Annotated in this window: 14 protein-coding genes, 1 pseudogene and 1 riboswitch; of the genes and pseudogenes, 8 read left to right on the forward strand and 7 right to left on the reverse strand. The window is 73.9% G+C overall.

What is annotated here, in order from left to right; all coding sequences use genetic code 11:
- Positions 1-70 precede the first annotated feature (70 nt).
- Positions 71-577: pseudogene (locus BX283_RS14970) on the forward strand (LuxR C-terminal-related transcriptional regulator); the annotation flags it as partial.
- Here BX283_RS14970 and BX283_RS42440 read toward each other — a convergent pair.
- From BX283_RS42440 to BX283_RS15000, 6 genes are all read right to left on the reverse strand, one after another.
- Positions 503-2371, reverse strand: a complete 1869-nt coding sequence (locus BX283_RS42440) for an ATP-binding cassette domain-containing protein (protein WP_373979171.1) — start codon at positions 2369-2371, stop codon at positions 503-505. The pseudogene BX283_RS14970 and the gene BX283_RS42440 sit on opposite strands and share 75 nt — an antisense overlap.
- Positions 2368-4095 (reverse strand): ABC transporter ATP-binding protein, encoded by a 1728-nt coding sequence (locus BX283_RS14980; RefSeq protein ID WP_257582828.1) that lies wholly within the window; start codon positions 4093-4095, stop codon positions 2368-2370. Before BX283_RS14980 ends, BX283_RS42440 begins: the two co-directional genes overlap by 4 nt.
- Positions 4096-4161: 66 nt before the next feature.
- On the reverse strand, positions 4162-4296 hold the full coding sequence (locus tag BX283_RS14985; RefSeq protein ID WP_101388123.1) for a SapB/AmfS family lanthipeptide: 135 nt from the start codon (positions 4294-4296) through the stop codon (positions 4162-4164).
- A gap of 43 nt (positions 4297-4339) precedes the next feature.
- On the reverse strand, positions 4340-6973 hold the full coding sequence (gene lanKC / locus BX283_RS14990) for a class III lanthionine synthetase LanKC (protein WP_101388124.1): 2634 nt from the start codon (positions 6971-6973) through the stop codon (positions 4340-4342).
- Positions 6974-7291: 318 nt separating this feature from the next.
- Complete coding sequence (locus BX283_RS14995; protein ID WP_180357450.1) at positions 7292-7525, reverse strand: ferredoxin; 234 nt, start codon at positions 7523-7525, stop codon at positions 7292-7294.
- Positions 7525-8991, reverse strand: coding sequence for an aldehyde dehydrogenase (locus BX283_RS15000; RefSeq protein WP_101388126.1), 1467 nt, complete (start codon positions 8989-8991; stop codon positions 7525-7527). Before BX283_RS15000 ends, BX283_RS14995 begins: the two co-directional genes overlap by 1 nt.
- Before the next feature lie 175 nt (positions 8992-9166).
- Here BX283_RS15000 and BX283_RS15005 point away from each other — a divergent pair, with 175 nt between their 5' ends.
- From BX283_RS15005 to BX283_RS15035, 7 genes are all read left to right on the forward strand, one after another.
- The gene (locus BX283_RS15005; protein WP_373979172.1) at positions 9167-10222 is read left to right on the forward strand and encodes an MBL fold metallo-hydrolase; all 1056 of its coding nucleotides are present in this window, start codon (positions 9167-9169) and stop codon (positions 10220-10222) included.
- 187 nt (positions 10223-10409) lie between these two features.
- A riboswitch (cobalamin riboswitch) is annotated at positions 10410-10547 on the forward strand.
- A 115-nt stretch (positions 10548-10662) separates the two neighbouring features.
- Positions 10663-11922 carry a prenyltransferase/squalene oxidase repeat-containing protein gene (locus BX283_RS15010; RefSeq protein ID WP_101388127.1) on the forward strand — a complete coding sequence of 420 codons (1260 nt, stop codon included), beginning with the start codon at positions 10663-10665 and terminating at the stop codon, positions 11920-11922.
- Entirely contained in the window at positions 11922-12578 is a 657-nt protein-coding gene (locus BX283_RS15015) for an SCO2322 family protein (RefSeq protein WP_101388128.1), read from the forward strand. Before BX283_RS15010 ends, BX283_RS15015 begins: the two co-directional genes overlap by 1 nt.
- Before the next feature lie 17 nt (positions 12579-12595).
- Complete coding sequence (locus BX283_RS15020; protein ID WP_257582832.1) at positions 12596-13972, forward strand: energy-coupling factor transporter transmembrane component T; 1377 nt, start codon at positions 12596-12598, stop codon at positions 13970-13972.
- Entirely contained in the window at positions 13969-16020 is a 2052-nt protein-coding gene (locus BX283_RS15025; RefSeq protein WP_101388129.1) for an ABC transporter ATP-binding protein, read from the forward strand. Before BX283_RS15020 ends, BX283_RS15025 begins: the two co-directional genes overlap by 4 nt.
- Complete coding sequence (locus BX283_RS15030) at positions 16017-16859, forward strand: ECF transporter S component (protein ID WP_101388130.1); 843 nt, start codon at positions 16017-16019, stop codon at positions 16857-16859. Before BX283_RS15025 ends, BX283_RS15030 begins: the two co-directional genes overlap by 4 nt.
- A 339-nt stretch (positions 16860-17198) precedes the next feature.
- Complete coding sequence (locus BX283_RS15035; RefSeq protein ID WP_373979173.1) at positions 17199-17600, forward strand: transglycosylase SLT domain-containing protein; 402 nt, start codon at positions 17199-17201, stop codon at positions 17598-17600.
- A 157-nt stretch (positions 17601-17757) separates the two neighbouring features.
- Here the strand turns inward: BX283_RS15035 and BX283_RS15040 are convergent, their stop codons facing one another.
- Complete coding sequence (locus tag BX283_RS15040) at positions 17758-18927, reverse strand: steroid 3-ketoacyl-CoA thiolase (RefSeq protein WP_101388131.1); 1170 nt, start codon at positions 18925-18927, stop codon at positions 17758-17760.
- Between the last annotated feature and the right edge of the window lie 121 nt (positions 18928-19048).

Below are 19048 nucleotides of genomic sequence, written 5' to 3' on the forward strand. Positions count from 1 at the left end.
CGCGTGCCAAAGGAAGGCAACCGGTAGGCGGGGAGCTGGAGGGGGCTGAAACGTGATCCGGGTACTTCTCGTGCACGACGCCTGTCTGATGCGGTCGGCACTTGCCGACCGCCTGGCCCGTGAACCCGGTCTGGAGGTGCATCACGCACCGTGGTGCAGTGCGCCCGCCCGCGCGCGGGTCCTTCGGCCGGATGTGTGCGCCGTGGACCTCGACTGTTCCGACTCGTACGGGATCGCGCCGCTGGGGGAGTTACAGAGCCGGCACAACGGGTCGCGGGGCACCCGGCTCGTCGTGCTGGCCAGCGCCAACCGGCCCGGGCCGCTGCGCCAGGCCGTGGAGGCGCACGCCCTCGGCTACGTCGACAAGGACGCCACCCCGGAGCGGCTGGTGGCGGCCATAAGACAGGTGGCGGGGGGTCGTCGGTTCGTCGACGACTCGCTGGGCTACGGGTTCCTGCGGGCGGCCGAGATGCCGCTGACGAGACGGGAGCTGAGCGTGCTCTCACTCGCCGCCGAGGGCGCCTCGATCGCGGACATCGCGCACAGCCTCCACCTGTCCAACGGGACCGTGCGGAACTACATGGCGGCGATCACCCGTAAGACCGGTGCCCGCAACCGCGTGGACGCCATTCGTATCTCCCAGGGCGAGGGATGGGTGTAATCCGGTCAACTCACGGTAGAACGCGGAGTTTTGGAGAAGTTCGTCGTGCGTACCGCGCTCCACCCCGTCGCCGCCCAGGACCAGCACCTGCCGGGCCCGGCCCGCCGAGCCGGTCCGGTGCGCCACGACCACCAGGGCCGTCCCGGGCCGCCGGGCGAACGCCCGCTCGGCCCGCGCCTCGGCCGCCGGGTCGAGGTGGCAGGTCGCCTCGTCGAGCAGGACCAGGGGCGCGGGGGCCGCGTACGCCCGGGCCAGTGCGATCAACTGCCGCTCCCCCGCCGAGAGTTCCGACGGTGGCACAGGGGCGTCGAGTCCGCCGAGCCGCTCGACGAGTCCGCGGGCGCCCACGGCCGTGCAGCAGGCGAGCAGGTCCTCGTCGCCGGGCGGGTCGTCCGGGCACAGATAGGTGAGGTTGGCGCGGACGGTATCGGTGAAGACGTACGCCTGCTGGGGCACCAGGACCCGCGCGCATCCGCGTAAAACCTCGCCGCTGTCCGGGACCCGCACCCCCGCCATGAGCTCGGCCAGAGTGGACTTGCCGATTCCGCTGGGTCCGACGACCGCCAGGTGCCCGCCGTGCGGCACGGTCAGGTCCAGGCGGTCGACGACGGGCGCCGCGCCCGGCCCGTACGCGAAGGTGACGCCCCGCAGCCGCACGGCCTCGTCGGGGCCGGGGGTGCCGGAGGGGGCTGCTTGGACTTCCCCTTGGACCTCCGCTCGGGCCTCCGCTCGGGCCTCCGCTCGGGCCTCCGATTGGACCTCTGTTTGGACCTCTGTTTGGACTTCCGCTTGGACGCTCCCGTCCGCCGTGAGCCGCCGCAGCACCACGAACAGCCGCGCCCCCGAGGTCCCGAGCCCCTGCATCAGGGACTGGAGGGCCGGGATCAGGGACTGGGTGAGATAGGCGAGGGCGCCCACGAACGCGCCCGGGGTGACGCCGTGGTCCAGCAGCCAGGGGGCCGCCGCGAGCAGCAGCACCACGGTGAGGCGGCCGCCGATCCCGGCCGCGAGGGTGCGCAGCACGCCCCAGCGGGCCAGTGCGCGCGAGGCCTGGAACTCGGCGTCGATCCGCTCCCGTACGTCCGCCGCCACCCGGTCCTGCGCCCCGGCCGCCGTGATGTCCCGCAACCCGCCGACCGCGAGCCCGAGTTCGGCGGCCAGCGCCTCGTCGGCGGCCAGGAACACCTCCTGGCGGCGGGCCAGCGGGCGCAGGGTGGCGACGAACAGGGCGAGTCCGGCGGCCAGCGGCAGCGCCACCACCGGCAGCAGCACCGGCGCCAGCGAGAAGAGCCCGATCAGCGCGCCGACCGCCGTGACGACGAAGGTCCGCGACACCATCACCAGACCGGCGAGCGTGTCGCGGGCGATCTCCACCTGGTGGGTGAGCCGGGAGACCGCCGCCCCGTCCGGCGCCCGCAGCGCCCGGCGCACCACCCTGCGGACGAGGTCGTCGCGGACGGGTTCGACGAGCGCGGCCACCGCCAGATGCACCCGGCCGGTGCCGAACGCCCCGGCCAGCACGCCGAGCGCCGCAAGCCCGAGCCAGCCGAGGCCGGTCCCCGTGTGGCCCGCGAGGAAGCCCCGGTCGAGCGCCCGCGCCAGCGCGTAGCCGAGCAGGAACGTCTCCCCCGCCTCCAGCGCCGACCAGGCGGCGAGCCGGAGCAGCGCCCGCCACCGGGGGCGCGCGAGCCTCAGCAGGCGCCCCTTCACGCGGCCTCCTCGGCGAACACCGCGCGGTACTCGGGCAGCCGCCACAGCTCCGCGTGCGGGGCGAGCGCGCGCACCCCGCCCCCGTCCAGCCACACCACGAGGTCGGCGCGGGCCGCGGTGGTCACCCGGTGGGCGACGATGAGCCGGGTGCCGGGGGTGAGCTCGTCGAGCAGGGCGCGGGAGACCTTCAGCTCGGTGGCGGAGTCCAGGCTGGAGGTGGCGTCGTCGAGGATCAGGAGGCGCCCGCAGTGCGCGAACGCCCGTGCCAGGCCCAGGCGTTGTGCCTCGCCGCCGGACATGGGGGCCTCGGCGCAGGGCGTGTCGTAGCCGAGCGGCAGTCTGCGGACGAACTCGTCGGCGCAGGCCGCCCGCGCGGCCGCCCGGACCTCCTCGGGGCCCGGTTCGCCGACGCCGAAGGCGATCGTGGCGCCGATGGTGGCGCCGAGGAGCGCGGGGCGGGCGAAGGCGTGGCCGACCTCGCGGCGCAGCGCGTCCCGGGAGAGCTCGGGCAGCGGGACGCCGTCGACCAGGACCGTGCCCCGGTCGGGGTCCGCGAGCCGGCCCGCGACCGCCGCGAGGGCCGTCTTGCCGCTGCCGGACCGCCCGACCACGGCGGCGACCGCCCCGCCGGGCACGTACAGGTCGACCTGGCGCAGGGGTCCGGTGGAGACGCTCCGGAACTCCAACGCGCCGGTTCCGTCCGGAAGTCGGCGCGTCCCGTACGTCATGGCGGGCGGGGCGAGCGCCTCGGCCAGGCGGTCGGTGGCGGCGCGGCCGCGCACCAGGGCGTTGAGCTGGCCGACCAGGACGCCGGTGCCGGTGGCGAGGACCGCGTACCGCCAGGCCGCGAGCATCCCGCCGACGCTCAGCGCGCCGTCCGCGAGCCGCAGCCCGGCGACCGCGAGCACGGCGAGCTGGAGCAGCGGCAGCAGGGCGGCGGCCTGGGCGGTGGAGCGGCCGGTGACGCGCCACATGCGATAGCCCTGGCGGGAGAGTTCGGGCAGCGGGGCGAGGATGCGGGCCGCGTCCCGTTCGGCGGTTCCGGCGGCCGCGATGGTGCGGGCGCCCTCCACCGCCTCGGTGAGCCGTCCGGCGATCTCGCCCTGGGCGCGCAGATAGGCGGCGCCCGCGTCGCCGGAGGCGCGGACGAACACCTTGAGCAGCAGGGCGAGTACGGGCATCCCGGCGAGCAGCGCGAGGGCCGTCCACCCGTCGGTGAGGGCGAGCGCGACCAGGCCGCCGACCGGGGTGATCACGGCGGCGAGCGTGGCGGCGAGCGTGGCGGGCACGGGGCCGGCCTGGGCCGCGTTGCCGACGAGCCGGGCCACCAGGTCGCCTTCGGGCAGGGCCGCGCGGGGCCCGGTGGCGAGGACGTGGCGCAGCACCCGGTCGCGTATCCACGCGGTGGTACGGGCGTTGGCGGTGGCGGTCACCAGGCCGTCGAGGGCGCCGAGCAGGATGGTGGCGCCGGTGAGCGCCGCGCACAGCGCGAGCCAGGGGCCCGCGGCCGCCCGGTCGTCGCCGAGCAGCAGGTCGAGGGTGCGGCCGAGCGCCCACGGCAGGGCCAGACCCGCCCCGGCGAGGGCCGTGGTCAGCAGCAGGACGAGGGCGGCGGGTGCCGCGCCGTACCGGACGGTCTCGCGGAGAAAGGGGCGCTGCGCCAAGGGGCCCTCCGGGGCGCGCACGCCCCGGGCGGAGAGCAGATCCGCCCGGGGCCGCGTCACACGGTTGATCGATTTCGATCAAGGTTGATCATGTGCAACAGGGTTTGATCAGGGTGGTGCGTGTGCTCAGAGGCAGAGCAGGAAGCTGTTCGAGCTGTGCTTGTCACACGCGAGCAGGCTCAGGCTGCTCTGGTCGCCGCCGCCACCGCCGCCACCCGTGGTCTCGGGGGTTTCCATCTTCTGCAGGTCGAGAAGTGTCATCGCCATCTCCTTCTGTCTCGTGGAACTTTCCGTGGGGACGGGTTCACCGTCCGGCCCCTCGCGGGGCCGTCTTGGGGGCCGCCGGAAGCGGCGGCAGGAAGGGCAGCCCGACCGGGCGCCTTCGGGGGGACACGGCACCGGGCACGGAGCCCAGGGCGAGCAGAACGCCCGCCGTGCCGGTCGCGAGGTCCATGGAGAGCCGCATCATCTGGTCGCCGGGGAAGGCCAGATGGCCCTCGTACGGCACGGCGTACCAGGCGAGCGCCGCGCTCTGCGCGTCCAGGTCCGGGCGCGCGGCGCGGGTGCGGGCGAGGTGCAGCACCATGCCCGCGCGGCCGTTGAACAGGCCCGGCTGGGCGTAGTACCGCAGCCGCGCGGTGGGCAGGATCGAGGCCCTGGCCGCGGCGAACTGCTCGTCGTGGCGGTGCGCCAGATAGTCGTCGAGCACCATCGCGATGCCGACGCCGCCCGCACCGAGGTAGGGCATGATCCGCGCGCCCTCGTCGACCTGGAGGGCGCCCGAGCGGTCGGTGACGCAGCGCGCGAGGTCGCGGCGCAGGAACTCGGCGGCGTGGTCGAGGAGCGCGGGCTCGCCGGTGTGCTCGTAGAGCCGCAGGAAGAGCAGGGCGGGGCCGCTGGCGCCGTGCAGCAGCCCGGCGCGCGGGCGCCCCGCGCTCGCGTCCGGCTCCGGCTGCCCGGCGATGATCCAGGCCGCTTCCAGCGCCCGGTCTCGCAGATCGGCCTCGCCGGTGGTGCGGCCGAGCGAGTCGAGGGCGAGCCCGAGTCCGGCCAGGCCCCCGTGCAGCCCGGGCGCGAGCCGCTGCCACTTCTCCTCCAGCACCCGGTCGACCAGGTCGAGGGCGCGCTCGGTGTGGCCGAGCCGGTCCAGGACGTAGGCGACGCCGCTCAGCCCGTCGTAGAAGCCGAGCGGACAGCCGGCGGGCGGCTGCTCGGTGCGGCGCAGCAGCCACTCCTCGCCGTCCCGGTAGCGGTCGGCGCCGGTGGCGTCCAGGGCGTAGAGCACCCCGGCCGCGCCGTGCGCGACCCCGAGGCCGCCGCCGTCCGAGAACTGGGCGATGTCACCGGGGAAGAGCCGGTCCTCGCGCTCGGGCGTGGCGGAGGCGAGGATCGCGCGGACCATCGAGTCGCGCCCGGCGGGCCACTCGGCGGGCCGCACCGGCAGATAGGGCCGCGGCAGGGGCTCGTCCGTCCCCCGGATGACCCGCACCGCCTCCTCGAAGAAACCTTCCGGCACAGCGGGGAACTGGCTCGCCGCGACCTTCGCCAGATGCGCCGCCTTGTCCTGGTCCACCACGAGGAGCGTCGTCATCGGCACGAACAGCGCCAGCCGCAGACAGGCCAGCGCGTACCGGTCGACCTCGAAGCCGGTGCGGTCGCGCGGGGCCATGAACCCGGGGTGCGCCATCGTCTGCCCCTGGTGCTCCTCGACCGGCACCGCGCCCTCGAAGTCCAGCAGCTGCACGGAGACCTCGCGGCCGCCGTCCGCCTCGCCCCCGTCCGGGGCCACCATCACGTTGAACATGTGCAGGTCGTTGCAGACCAGGCCGCGCGAGTGCACCGCCTGGACCGCCTCCTCCACCGCCCGGTGCACCGAGAGCGCCCAGGCCGTGTACGAGGCCACCGCGTCCGGGTCGGGGTCGACGGCCAGCAACGGGTGGCGCTCGGCGAAGAACGCGTTCAGCGTGCGCCCCTCCAGGAAGTCCATGACCAGGAAGCGGTGACCGCCCAGCTCGAACCAGTCGCGCACCTCGGGCGCCACGCCGAGCCCCGAGAGCCGCTCCAGGGCCGCCTTCTCCCGCTCCAGACGGGTGACCGCGTCGCAGCCGTCACCGGCCAGCCCGGCGTACGGCCGGGCCTCCTTGAGGACGACCTTGCTGCCGTCGCGCGAGTCCGTCCCGGCGTACACACCGCCGCCGTTGGAGAAGTGCAGGGCCCGCTCGATGCGGTACGGCAGGTCGGCGACCGTCGTCGCGTTGCGCGCCTCCAGCTGGGGCCGCAGGAACGGCGGCAGCGCCACCCACTCGGGCACCTGGAAGGCCGGGTCGCGGCGGTCGGGCACCAGCTCGCCCCGGGCGTTCTCGATCGCGGGGACCAGCGCCCCGCCCTCGCCGACGCAGTGCCGCTCGACGAATCCCCCGTAACGGACGTACAGGGGCCCGGAGTTCCAGCGCAGATCGGTGAGGATGTACGGGCCCGGCTCACCCTCCAGGAGCTCGCCGAGCTCGGTGAGTATGCGCTCCAGCTCCTCCACCCCGGACGGGTAGATCGTGGCGAACTTCCCGCTCGAACCACGCCCGGCGTACTTGGAGTTGCGCAGGTGCAGCGGCTGGCGGCCCGGCACGAACTTGAACGGGATCTCTCTGGGGACGCAGTACTCCCACACCTGCGCGGCCATCTTCTCGGCGTTGTCCAGACACGCCGAGACGTGGATCTTCCAGCCCTGGAGGAGGGCGCCCGGGCGCGGTTCGCCGGCCGCGTTCACCGGGTTGAAGTGGAGCCAGTCCCCGGAGAGGAAGGTGCGCCACCCCTCGGGGACCGGGCGCTGGGCGGCCTCGAAGAGCGGGACCCGCTCACCGGTCCTGGACGAGGACAAACGGTCCGGAGTCTCGTAGAAATGCCTGTCGGCCAGGCAGAAGACCTCGTACCGCTTGTCCATCGTTCCCCCCTCGGTGGCGTGGCAACGAAGGTGCCACGCCTGCCGGGGGCCGGACAGTCGCATGTGTCATGCGGTCACTGTGCGGTACGCATGGGTCAACCTGCGTTCGTAGAGGTTCGAACAGGGGTGCGGGGCCCGGCAATTCGGCTGCGGGCCGTCCCCAACTGATCGCGCCCGCGCGGCGGAGCCGCAAATGTCACAGCCCCGCGCTCCTTAAGTGCCGCTGCGCGGCAATCCCCTGGGCGCCCCGAAGGGGCGCTTCCAGGGGCGCGGGGAACTGCGCGACCAGCCACCGACGGCCCGCAGACAAACGACGGCTCACTCCTCGGGAGGAAAGACCGGCTCGCCGGACTCAAGCAGGCTGATGCTGATGGCCTCCACCGGGCACCCCTCGGCCGCGGCGAGGACAAGTTCATCGGCGTCGATGTCGGCGGCCCGCGGCCGGGACTGCCGGGCCGTGTCCAGCCCGAACCCCTCCGGCGCGGTGTTCACGCACATCCCCGACCCGATGCACACGCTCCGGTCCACCTCGACGTGCCAGCGGTCCCCCATCACGCCTCGCCCCCGTACCCGGCGGGCAGATGGATCATCTTGTGCTCCAGGTACTCGCTGAGCCCCTCGGGCCCGAACTCCCGCCCCAGACCGGAGTTCTTGTAGCCGCCGAACGGGCCGAACATGTCCAGGCTGAAGGTGTTCACGTTGAACGTGCCGGTGCGCACCCGCCGGGCGAAGTCGATGCCGTGCTCGACGTCGCCGGTCCACACGCTGCCGCTGAGCCCGTACTCGGAGTCGTTCGCGATCGCCAGCGCCTCGGCCTCGTCCGCGTACGGCAGGAGGCAGATCACCGGCCCGAAGATCTCCTCGCGGGCGATCCGCATGGAGTTGTCGACGGCGCCGAACAGCGTCGGCTCGACGTACCAGCCCCGGTCCCGCCCCGGCGGACGGCCGCCGCCCGCAAGGATCTTGGCACCCTCCTCCTGGCCGATCCGGATGTAGTCGAGCGAGCGCTGCTGCTGCCGTTTGGCGACCAGCGGGCCGACCTGGGTCGCCGGGTCGAGCGGGTCGCCGACGACCAGCTGCCCGGCGGCGGCCGCGAACGCCTCCGCGAACTCGTCGTAACGGCTCGCGGGCGCCAGGATCCGGGTCTGGGCGACGCACGCCTGCCCGTTGTTCATCCACGCGGCCGGTACGACTCCGGCGACCGTCGACGCCAGGTCGGCGTCGGGCAGCACGACGGCGGCGGACTTGCCGCCCAGCTCCAGGGTGACCCGGGTGAGGTTGCGCGCGGCGACCTCCATCACGCGCCGCCCGGCCGCCACCGACCCGGTGAACGACACCTTGTCCACATCCGGGTGCCCGACCAGGTACTCGCTGACCTCCCGGTCGGCGGGCAGGATCGAGAGCACGCCCTCCGGCAGCCCGGCCTCGCGGGCGATGTCGCCGAGTATGTACGCGTCGAGGGGCGTCTCCGGGGACGGCTTGAGCACCACCGAGCACCCGGCGAGCAGCGCGGGCGCGAGCTTGGCGGCGGCCACGAACTGCGGGACGTTCCACGGGACGACGGCCGCCACCACCCCGACCGGCTCGCGCCGCACCAGGATCGGCCCGAGGACCCCGGCGCGCCGCTCCTCGTACGGGAAGTCGCGCGCGACGGTGATGGCCGCGTCCCAGACCATCATCGCGCCGAGGGCCTGGGCGAGGACGCTCCAGGAGTACGGGGAGCCGTTCTGCGAGCTGATGGAGCGGGCGATCTCCTCGTGGCGCAGGGCGATCGCGTCCTTGATACGGGTGACGACCTCGATGCGGTCGGCGAGCGGCAGCCGTGGCCAGGGCCCCTCGTCGAAGGCCCGGCGGGCGGTGGCGACGGCGTGGTCGACGTCGGCCCGGGAGGCGTGCGGCACCCGGCCGATGACCTGTTCGGTGTGGGGCGAGACGACGTCGATGACGTCGGTTCCGCGGGGGTCGGTGAGTTCCCCGCCGATGTAGAGCCGGGTGTGCTCGATGAGATCGCTGGTCATGGCGTGGCGCCTCCCGCTGCGGTCCATTTTCTGACGGCATTTCAGATCTGCCAGAACTGATACCAGTTCCCCTATGAGGAGTCCACGGACGGGAGACCTCTTGAGGCCCGGACTGAAACACGTTCTACTGTGACCTGTCGGTGCCCACCGGGGCGGTCGGAGACGAGGCTGATCCATGACGCAGATGGCACGGGGGACGCGGGTGGCCGACCACGGCGGGGGCGTCCACTCGATCGAGGTGCCCATCCCGGACAACCCGCTCGGCCACACGCTGGTGTACGTGGTCGACACCGGCCGGGGCCCGGTCCTGGTCGACACGGGGTGGGACGACCCGGCGTCCTGGGACACGCTGACGGACGGCCTGCGGCGGCTCGGCACCGAGGTCGCGGACATCCACGGGGTGGTGCTCACCCACCACCACCCCGACCACCACGGGCTCTCCGGCCGGGTGCGGGAGGCGTCCGGGGCGTGGCTCGCGATGCACGCGGCGGACACGGCGGTGGTCCGGCGCACCCGGGAGGCGGAGCCGGGGGCCTGGCTGTCCTATCTCGTGGAGAAGCTGACGGCGGTGGGGGCGCCGGAGGACCACCTCGCGCCGCTGCGGGCGGCACGGGCGCGGGGTTCCGCCCGGTCGCTGCCGGGCCTGCGGGCGGCTCTGCCCGACCGGGAGATCGTCCCCGGCGACCTGCTGCCGCTGCCGGGCCGCCGGCTGCGGGCGATCTGGACGCCCGGTCACACGCCGGGCCACGTCTGCCTCCACCTGGAGGAGCGGCACCCCTCGGACCGCCCGGGTCACGGCCGCCTGTTCTCGGGCGACCACCTGTTGCCCGGGATCACTCCGCACATCGGGCTGTACGAGGACCCCGACGACGCGACGGTGACCGATCCCCTCGGCGACTACGTGTCCTCCCTTGAGCGGGTGGGCCGCCTGGGGGTGGCGGAGGTGCTCCCCGCCCACCAGCACACGTTCACGGACGCGGCCGGGCGGGTCCGTACGCTCCTCGCCCACCACGAGTCCCGCCTGGCGGACCTGCTCTCCCTGCTGGCGGCCGAGCCCCTCACCCCCTGGCAGCTGGCGGTCCGGATGGAGTGGAACCGCCCCTGGTCGCAGATCCCCTACGGCTCGCGCAACATCGCGGTGTCGGAGGCGGAGGCGCATGTACGGCGACTGGTGAAGCTGGGGCGGGCGGAGGGGGTACCGGGCCCGCCGCTGGCGTACCGGGCGGTTTAGCCCCCGCCCCGCCCCTTCCCGGGGCTGCGCCCCGGACCCCGGCACCCAGGGGATCGCCGCGCAGCGGCACTCAAGGGGCGCGGGGAACTGCGCGAGCAACCCAGCACGGTCCGCAGACGAAGCACCCGGCCGCCCGCCCAGGGCTTTCGGGAAGGGGTGGGGTGGGGGATCACGCCCGCCGCAGGCGGAAGCTACAGTGAACCCGTCGTCCATGCCCGTACGGGGGAAAGCCGGTGCGAATCCGGCGCTGACCCGCAACCGTGAATATGTCGTCGCCCGCCCGGCGCGACAAGCCGGACCACCCCGACGGACATGACCGGCTCAGCGGTCACCGGCAAGCACGCCGATGACCGGCCCCGTCGAGGTACACGGAGCCACGAGCCGGCGTGCCCCCGCGCCCGCCGCGCCGTCCGGCCCCCGCAGGAGAGGCACCGCCCGCCATGACCGTACGCCGCTGCGCCGCAGCGCTCGCCGTCGCCACCGTCGCCCTCGGCGCTGCCGCCCCGGCCGCCCTCGCCGACGGCACGGCGCCGTCCTCCCCCGCCAAGACCCTCCCGCAGGGGCTGTACGGGACGAAGGACCCCGCGTTCGACGGCGTCTGGCGGCAGTCGCTCGCCCTGCTCGCCCAGAGCACGGTCGGCGTGAAGCCCGCCGCGCAGGCGGTGACGTGGCTGACGGGTCAGCAGTGCGACACCGGCGGCTTCTCCTCGTACCGTGCCGACGCCGCCAAGCCGTGCGACGCCAAGACGGTGCTCGACACCAACGCCACCGCCGCCGCGGTCCAGGCCCTCGTCGCCCTCGGCGACCACACCGACGCCGTGACGAAGGGCGTCTCCTGGCTGAAGACCGTGCAGAACCCCGACGGTGGCTGGCCCTACAACCCCGGCGGCAAGAGCGACGCCAACTCCACCTCGGTCGTGATCGGCGCCCTCGCCGCCGCCGGTGAGAAGCCCGCCGACGCCAAGTCCGCCGTCAAGGACGGCCAGGGCGGCAAGTCGCCGCTGGACGCGCTGCTCACGTTCGCGATGCCGTGCGACAGCACGCCCGGCTCGGGCGCGTTCGCCTACCAGCCGGACCTGAAGACCTCGAAGCTGTACGCGAACGCCGACGCCAGCGCCGCCGCCGTGACCGCCTCGTACGGCAAGGGCCTCGCCGCCACCGCCGGGCACTCCGACGCCAAGGGCACCACCTGCGAGAAGGCGACCACGCCGGAGCAGGCCGCGCACAACGGCGCCGCGTACCTGGCCCGCACCATGGCCAAGTCGGGCCACCTCAACTCGATGATGCCGGGCGCCGAGAACCAGCCCGACTACGGCAACACCGCCGACGCCGTCGTGGCCCTCGCCGCCGACGGCCAGGAGGCCCAGGCCAAGGCGTCCCTCCAGTGGCTGGAGAAGAACGCGTCCGGCTGGGCCAAGGAGAACGGCCCGGCCGCGTACGCCCAGCTCGTCCTCGCCGCGAACGCCACCGGCGCCGACCCGAGGAAGTTCGGCGGCACGGACCTGGTGTCCCAGCTGAACGCCACGGGCCCGACCCCGGCGGGCACGCAGGCGGCCGACCAGACCAAGCAGGCCAAGTCCGACGAGAAGAAGGACGACTCCTCCAGCACGTCGGTGTGGTGGATCGTCGGCGTGTTCTTCGTGGCGAGCGTGGGCGTCGGCTTCCTCGTCAGCGCGCGCAAGAAGAACGCACAGAAGTGATGTCCGGGCACCGCCTCACGGCCGTGACCGGCCTCGCCCTCGCGCTGACGCTCGGCGCGGGGGCGGTGGCGGTGCCCGCACAGGCGTCGGGCTACCGCTACTGGTCGTTCTGGGAGCGCCAGGGCACGACCTGGACGTACGCCACGCAGGGCCCGGCCACCGCGCACCCCTCCGACGGCGACGTCCAGGGCTTCCGCTTCGCGGTCAGCGCGGACTCCAAGGACGCGGCGACCCCGCGCTCGGCGCCGACGTTCGCGCAGGTGTGCGCGTCGACACCGGCGAAGCCGGGCCGCAAGCGGGTCGCCCTCGCGCTCGACTTCGGCACCCCGCAGGACGCGCCGGGCGGCGAGACGCCCCCGGCACCGCGTACGGCGTGCGCGCAGGTCCCCGAGGACGCGACGACGGCGGACGCCCTGGCCGCGGTGGCCAAGCCGCTCCGCTACAACAGCGCGGCCCTGCTGTGCGCGATCGCGGGCTACCCGCACACGGGTTGCGGCGAACAGGTGTCGACGAAGAAGCCGGACACGCGGCCCAGCACCGCCGCTCCGGAGAAGTCCTCGGACTCCGGCCCGTCCCTGGGCCTGCTGGCGGGCATCGCGGCAGTCCTGGCCCTGGCAGCAGCAGCGATCTGGCAATCCCGCCGCCGCCGCGACTGACCGGCCGGAACCATCGGATGCCCAGGAACGACGACACCCGGCAGCCAGGTCCGGCGAGCAAGCCCGACGGGGAACCCACCGACTCCCCGCAGCCGCCGACGGCGAAGGCGCCCCACAAGAAGACCCGCACCGGCGAACGGACCGTCACAGGTGGAGCGGGTGGGTACGACAACCCGGCCGGAGGCCGGGTGCACCCACGACGGCCCGCGGCCGACGAACACCGCACCCCACGCCCCGCGCCCAAGCGGCACCGCACCCCACCCCCCGCGGCGAAGCGGCACCGCACCCCCTACACCACCCGCTCCAACGCCCTGCACCCCGGCGCCTGGTGGCTGTGGGCCATAGGGCTGGCCACGGCCGCTTCCCGCACCACCAACCCCCTCCTCCTCGCCCTGCTCGTGGCCGTCGCCGGCTACGTCGTCGCGGCGAGGCGTACGGACGCGCCGTGGGCCCGCTCGTACACCGCCTTCGTCAAGCTCGGCCTCGCCGTCGTCGCCATCCGCCTCGTCTTCAACGTGGCCCTCGGCTCGCCGATCCCCGGCACCCACACCCTCCTCACGCTCCCCGAGGCCCCCCTCCCCGACTGGGCGAAGGGCATCCGCATCGGCGGCCGCGTCACCGCCGAGGGCATGCTCTTCGCCCTCTACGACGGCGCCCGACTCGCCGCGCTCCTCATCTGCGTCGGCGCCGCGAACGCCCTCGCCAACCCGGCCCGCCTCCTCAAGTCCCTCCCGGGCGCCCTGTACGAGGCGGGCGTCGCCGTCGTCGTCGCGATGACGTTCGCGCCGAACATGGTCGCCGACGTCGCCCGGCTGAGGACCGTCCGCCGACTGCGCGGCCGCCCCACCGGCGGCATCAAGGCGATCCTCCAGATCGGCCTGCCGGTCCTGGAGGGCGCCCTGGAACGCTCGGTCGCCGTCGCCGCCTCCATGGACGCCCGCGGCTACGGCCGCACCGCGCACGTACCGCCCGCCGTCCGCCACACCACCACCGTCCTCACCCTCGGCGGACTACTCGGCGTCTGCGCCGGTACGTACGGACTCCTCGCCGCCGAAGGCGCCCGCTACGGCCTGCCCGTCCTGCTCACCGGCCTCGCCGCCGCCCTCGCGGGCCTGCGCCTGGGCGGCCGCCGCTCGGTCCGCACCCGCTACCGCCCCGACCGCTGGGGCACCCGCGCCTGGCTGGTGGCCGGTTCCGGCGCGGCGGTGGCGGCCGCGATGATCTGGGCGGGCACGTACGCACCGGACGCCCTGCACCCGGGCGTCGTCCCGCTCACCGCCCCCGAGCTCCCCCTCTGGCCCGCCCTGGCCACGCTCGTGGGCCTGCTCCCGGCCTTCGTGACCCCCGCACCTCAGACACCCCGGACACCCCGGACACCCCAGGAGTCGAAATGATCCACTTCGAAGAGGTGTCGGTCACGTACGAGGGCCACGAGGCCCCCACCGTCCAGCAGGTCCACCTCACCGTCCCCGAGGGCGAGTTGGTCCTGCTCATCGGCCCCTCGGGGGTCGGCAAGTCGACACTCCTCGGTACGGTCTCGGGCCTGGTCCCCCACTTCACCGGCGGCACCCTGCGCGGCCGTGTGACGGTCGACGGCCGCGACACCCGTACCCACAAACCGCGCGAACTCGCCGACCTGGTCGGCACGGTGGGCCAGGACCCGCTCGCCCACTTCGTCACCGACACGGTCGAGGACGAGCTGGCGTACGGCATGGAATCGCTCGGCCTCGCCCCGCACGTGATGCGCCGACGGGTCGAGGAGACCCTCGACCTGCTGGGCCTCGCGGACCTGCGCGACCGCCCGATCGCCACGCTCTCCGGCGGCCAGCAGCAGCGCGTGGCGATCGGCTCGGTCCTGACCCCGCACCCGAAGGTCCTGGTCCTGGACGAGCCGACGTCGGCCCTTGACCCGGCGGCGGCGGAGGAGGTCCTGTCCGTACTGCAACGCCTGGTCCACGACCTGGGCACGACGGTCCTGATGGCCGAACACCGCCTGGAACGAGTGATCCAGTACGCGGACCGGGCCCTCCTGCTCCCGTCCCCGTCCACCGCTCCGATCCTGGGCACCCCGGCGGAAATCATGGCGATCTCGCCGGTACACCCCCCGGTGGTCACTCTGGGCCGCCTGGCAGGCTGGCACCCCCTGCCTTTGTCGGTACGGGACGCCCGCCGCAGGGCAACAGACCTCCGAGCCCACCTGGCAACGAGAGCCCCGCAGCCGCCAACGGCGAAGGCACCGTCCCACGAAGAGCCCCGCACCGACGACCCCACCGTCACGGGCACCACCCCCACCCACGCCCCGCAGCCGCCAACGGCGAAGGCACCGTCCCACGAAGAGCCCCGCACCGACGACCCCACCGTCACGGGCACCACCCCCACCCACGCCCCGCAGCCGCCGACGGCGAAGGCACCGTCCCACGAAGAGCCCCGCACCGACGCCCCCACCGTCACGGGCACCACCCCCACCCACGCCCCGCAGCCGCCGACGGCGAACGCGCCCCACAAGAAGACCCGCACCGGCGATCCCACCGAAACGGGTGGTGCGGGTGGGAACGCCGACCCGGCCGAAGGCCGGGTGCCCACCCACCGCCCCGCACGGGGCCCCGCACGCGCGGCGAACACCGGCCTCCGCGCGGCCCTGGCCCGCCTCCGCCGAGGCACAACGGCAGCAACGGCAGCACCCGCCGCGACGGCAACCGCAACCGTCACCGAACTCGGCGTACGCCGAGCCCGCATCGACGCCCTGCGGGCCGTCACCCTCACCCTCGCCCCCGGCGAGACCACCGCCCTCATGGGAAGGAACGGCGCGGGCAAGTCCACCCTCCTCAACACCCTCGTCGGCATGATCGAGCCCACCACCGGCACGGTGACCGTCAACGGCCGCACCCCGCACCGCACTCCCCCGCGCGAGCTGATCCGCGACGTGGGCCTCGTACCGCAGGAGCCCCGGGACCTGCTGTACGCGGACACGGTCGCCGCCGAGTGCGCGGCGGCCGACGCCGACGCCGAGGCGCCCGACGGCACCTGCCGCGACCTCGTCACCGCGCTCCTCCCCGGCGTCCCCGACGACACCCACCCCCGCGACCTCTCCGAGGGCCAGCGCCTCGCCCTCGCCCTCGCGATCGTGCTGACCGGCCGCCCCCCGCTGCTCCTCCTAGACGAGCCGACCCGAGGCCTGGACTACGCGGCGAAGGCGCGCCTCGCGGACGTGCTGCGCGACCTCGCCGCCGAGGGCCACGCGATCGTCCTGGCCACCCACGACGTGGAGCTGGCGGCCGAGATCGCCCACCGGGTGGTGATCCTGGCCGACGGCGAGGTCGTCGCGGACGGCCCGACGGCCGACGTGGTCGTTTCCTCGCCCTCCTTCGCCCCGCAGGTCTCCAAGATCCTGGCCCCGGACCCGTGGCTCACGGTCACCCAGGTACGCGAGGCCCTGGCATGACGGCGCCCCGGCAGCGGAGCGACCGCCAGGCCAGGGCCGTCCGCCTCGGCCCCCGGGGCGTCGTCGCCCTCGCCCTCATCACCCTCATCGGCATCGCCGCCTTCGGCTGGCCCCTCCTCGCCGACGGGGACTCCGGGCTCGCCCACTCCCAGGACGCCCCCTGGCTCTTCGCCGCGCTCCTGCCCCTCCTCGTCGGGGTGGTCGTCGCCACCATCGCGGACGAGGACGGCGGCATGGACGCCAAGGCCGTCGCCATGCTCGGCGTCCTCGCCGCGGTCGGCGCCGCCCTGCGCCCGCTGGGCGCGGGCACGGCCGGTCTGGAGCCGATGTTCTTCCTGATGGTGCTGAGCGGCCGCGTCCTCGGCCCGGGCTTCGGGTTCGTGCTCGGCGCGGTCACGATGTTCGCGTCGGCCCTGCTCACGGGCGGTGTCGGCCCCTGGATGCCGTTCCAGATGCTGTCGATGGGCTGGTTCACGATGGGCGCCGGGCTGCTCCCGGGCCCGCACCGCCTCCGGGGCCGGGGCGAGCTGGCGCTGCTCGCGCTGTACGGCTTCGCGGCGTCCTTCGCGTACGGCACGATCATGAACCTTCAGGGCTGGACGTACATCGGCGGCATGTCGTCCGGGATCTCCTTCCACCCGGGCGACCCGCTGGGCGAGAACCTGGTGCGTTTCGCCGCGTACTGCGCGACCACCTCGCTCGGCTGGGACCTGGGCCGGGCGGTGCTCACGACCGTCCTGACGTTCGCGCTCGGCTCGACCGTCCTGAAGGCACTGCGCCGAGCCACCCGGCGCGCCTCCTTCGAGGCCCAGGTCACATTCGAGGGCTCCGGCGGGTGAGGCCCCCCACAGGACCCACGTCACATACGACCCGGAATAGTGGACTTATGCGGCCTATATAAAGCCACAAAACGCCCCTTCGACCAGCCGTTTCACCCCCACTCCCGACCCGGGCCCGGCACCCCCGGATGCGAGGACCACTAGTACCGGGGGTGTTTGCGACGGCTCCTCGGGGTCGCTACAACTGGTCCAGTCGCCGGGCACCCCCGGCCCGCTCGCCGGGTCGCGCAGGCCCACGCAGGACGAAACCCCCGCTCCTCCCGGGAGCTCATGTGGCTCTCCGGAGCTGCCGCCCGCCTGCTCCGCGACCGCCCCATGTTCCCGACGTTAGGTCTCTCTGTGTCGTTCGCCGCCCGTCTCGCCGCCCGCAAGAACACGATCGCCGCCGGTGCCGCCACGCTGCTCGCCGCCGCCGGTATCGCGGTGGCCGCCGTTCCCGCCCAGGCCGCCCCCATGGGCGCCCAGGACGTGGCCAAGAAGATGATCCCGAGCGCCGCCCAGTTCCAGTGCTTCAGCAACATCGTCCACCACGAGTCCGGCTGGAACGTCCACGCCTCCAACCCGTCCAGCGGTGCGTACGGCCTGGTCCAGGCGCTGCCCGGCTCCAAGATGGCCACCAAGGGCTCCGACTGGCAGACCAACCCCGCCACCCAGATCGCCTGGGGCCTGGACTACATGAACTCGCGCTACGGCAGCCCGTGCGGCGCCTGGAACTTCTGGCAGCAGAACAGCTGGTACTGAGCCGCACGGCTCGCGTCGACCAGCTGAGGCAATGCGAAGCCCTCCGCGGGGTGCAGGGGGCGGAGCCCCCGCAACGGGGCCCGGGGGCGTAGCCCCCGGCAACCCGCCTCACCCCCCACCTACCCCCGGAGGGTCTAGGTGAAGGGGCGGGGTGGGGCTACAACCGCTGCAAGATCGTCGCCGTCGCCAGCGCACCCCCCGCACACATCGTGACCAGCGCGAACTCCCGGTCACGCCGTTCCAGCTCGTGCAGGGCCGTCGTGATGAGGCGGGCGCCCGTCGCGCCGACCGGGTGGCCGAGGGCTATCGCGCCGCCGTTGACGTTCACCTTGTCCAGGTCCTGGTCGAAGACCTGGGCCCAGCTCAGCACCACCGAGGCGAACGCCTCGTTGATCTCGACCAGGTCGATGTCCCGCAAGGACATGCCCGCCTTGCCCAGCACCGCCCGCGTCGCGTCGATCGGCCCGTCCAGGTGGAAGTGCGGGTCCGCCCCCACCAGCGCCTGCGCCACGATCCGCGCCCGGGGCCGCAGCTTCAGCGCCCGGGCCATCCGCTTGGACGCCCACATGATCGCGGCCGCGCCGTCGGAGATCTGGGAGGAGTTCCCGGCCGTGTGCACGGCGGTCGGCATGACCGGCTTCAGCCCGGCCAGCGCCTCCATCGACGTGTCCCGCAGGCCCTCGTCCCGGTCGACGAGCCGCCACATGCCCTGCCCGGCCGCCTGCTCCTCCTCGGTCGTGGGCACCTGCACGGAGAACGTCTCCCGCTTGAACCGCTCCTCCGCCCACGCCACCCCGGCCCGCTCCTGCGAGAGCAGCCCCAGCGAGTCGACCCGCTCGCGCGTCAGCCCCCGGTGCCGCGCGATCCGCTCGGCCGCCTCGAACTGGTTGGGCAGGTCCACGTTCCACTCGTCCGGGAACGGCTTCCCGGGCCCGTGCTTGGACCCCGACCCCAGTGGCACCCGCGACATCGCCTCCACCCCGCAGCTGATGCCGATGTCCACGACCCCCGCCGCCACCATGTTGGCGACCATGTGACTGGCCTGCTGGGACGACCCGCACTGGCAGTCCACGGTGGTCGCCGCCGTCTCGTACGGCAGTCCCATCGCCAGCCACGCGGTGCGCGCCGGGTTCATGGACTGCTCGCCGGCGTGCGTGACCGTGCCGCCGACGATCTGCTCGACGCAGTCGGCGTGGATCCCGGTCCGCCCGAGCAGCTCGCGGTAGGTCTCGCCGAGCAGATAGGCGGGGTGCAGATTGGCGAGCGCGCCACCGCGCCTGCCGATCGGTGTGCGTACGGCTTCGACGATGACGGGTTCCGCGGCCATGAGCTCGTCCTCTCCTTGGCACAGTCGCCGGGGCCTCCCGGAGCCGCCGCGACCGAACTAGTACGCGTTCTAGTTCCTTATGCAGTCTGGTGAGACTTACCCCCGGTACGCAAGGGTTGTG

This window comes from Streptomyces sp. TLI_146 (assembly GCF_002846415.1).
Classification (GTDB): domain Bacteria; phylum Actinomycetota; class Actinomycetes; order Streptomycetales; family Streptomycetaceae; genus Streptomyces.

What these genes read in the sequence shown, in the direction of transcription:
- BX283_RS14985 (WP_101388123.1), bottom strand. Translation starts at nt 4,296, where the DNA reads ATGACACTTCTCGACCTGCAGAAGATGGAAACCCCCGAGACCACGGGT.
- lanKC (WP_101388124.1), bottom strand. Translation starts at nt 6,973, where the DNA reads ATGGACAAGCGGTACGAGGTCTTCTGCCTGGCCGACAGGCATTTCTAC.
- BX283_RS14995 (WP_180357450.1), bottom strand. Translation starts at nt 7,525, where the DNA reads ATGGGGGACCGCTGGCACGTCGAGGTGGACCGGAGCGTGTGCATCGGG.
- BX283_RS15000 (WP_101388126.1), bottom strand. Translation starts at nt 8,991, where the DNA reads ATGACCAGCGATCTCATCGAGCACACCCGGCTCTACATCGGCGGGGAA.
- BX283_RS15005 (WP_373979172.1), top strand. Translation starts at nt 9,167, where the DNA reads ATGACGCAGATGGCACGGGGGACGCGGGTGGCCGACCACGGCGGGGGC.
- BX283_RS15010 (WP_101388127.1), top strand. Translation starts at nt 10,663, where the DNA reads ATGACCGTACGCCGCTGCGCCGCAGCGCTCGCCGTCGCCACCGTCGCC.
- BX283_RS15015 (WP_101388128.1), top strand. Translation starts at nt 11,922, where the DNA reads ATGTCCGGGCACCGCCTCACGGCCGTGACCGGCCTCGCCCTCGCGCTG.
- BX283_RS15020 (WP_257582832.1), top strand. Translation starts at nt 12,596, where the DNA reads ATGCCCAGGAACGACGACACCCGGCAGCCAGGTCCGGCGAGCAAGCCC.
- BX283_RS15025 (WP_101388129.1), top strand. Translation starts at nt 13,969, where the DNA reads ATGATCCACTTCGAAGAGGTGTCGGTCACGTACGAGGGCCACGAGGCC.
- BX283_RS15030 (WP_101388130.1), top strand. Translation starts at nt 16,017, where the DNA reads ATGACGGCGCCCCGGCAGCGGAGCGACCGCCAGGCCAGGGCCGTCCGC.
- BX283_RS15040 (WP_101388131.1), bottom strand. Translation starts at nt 18,927, where the DNA reads ATGGCCGCGGAACCCGTCATCGTCGAAGCCGTACGCACACCGATCGGC.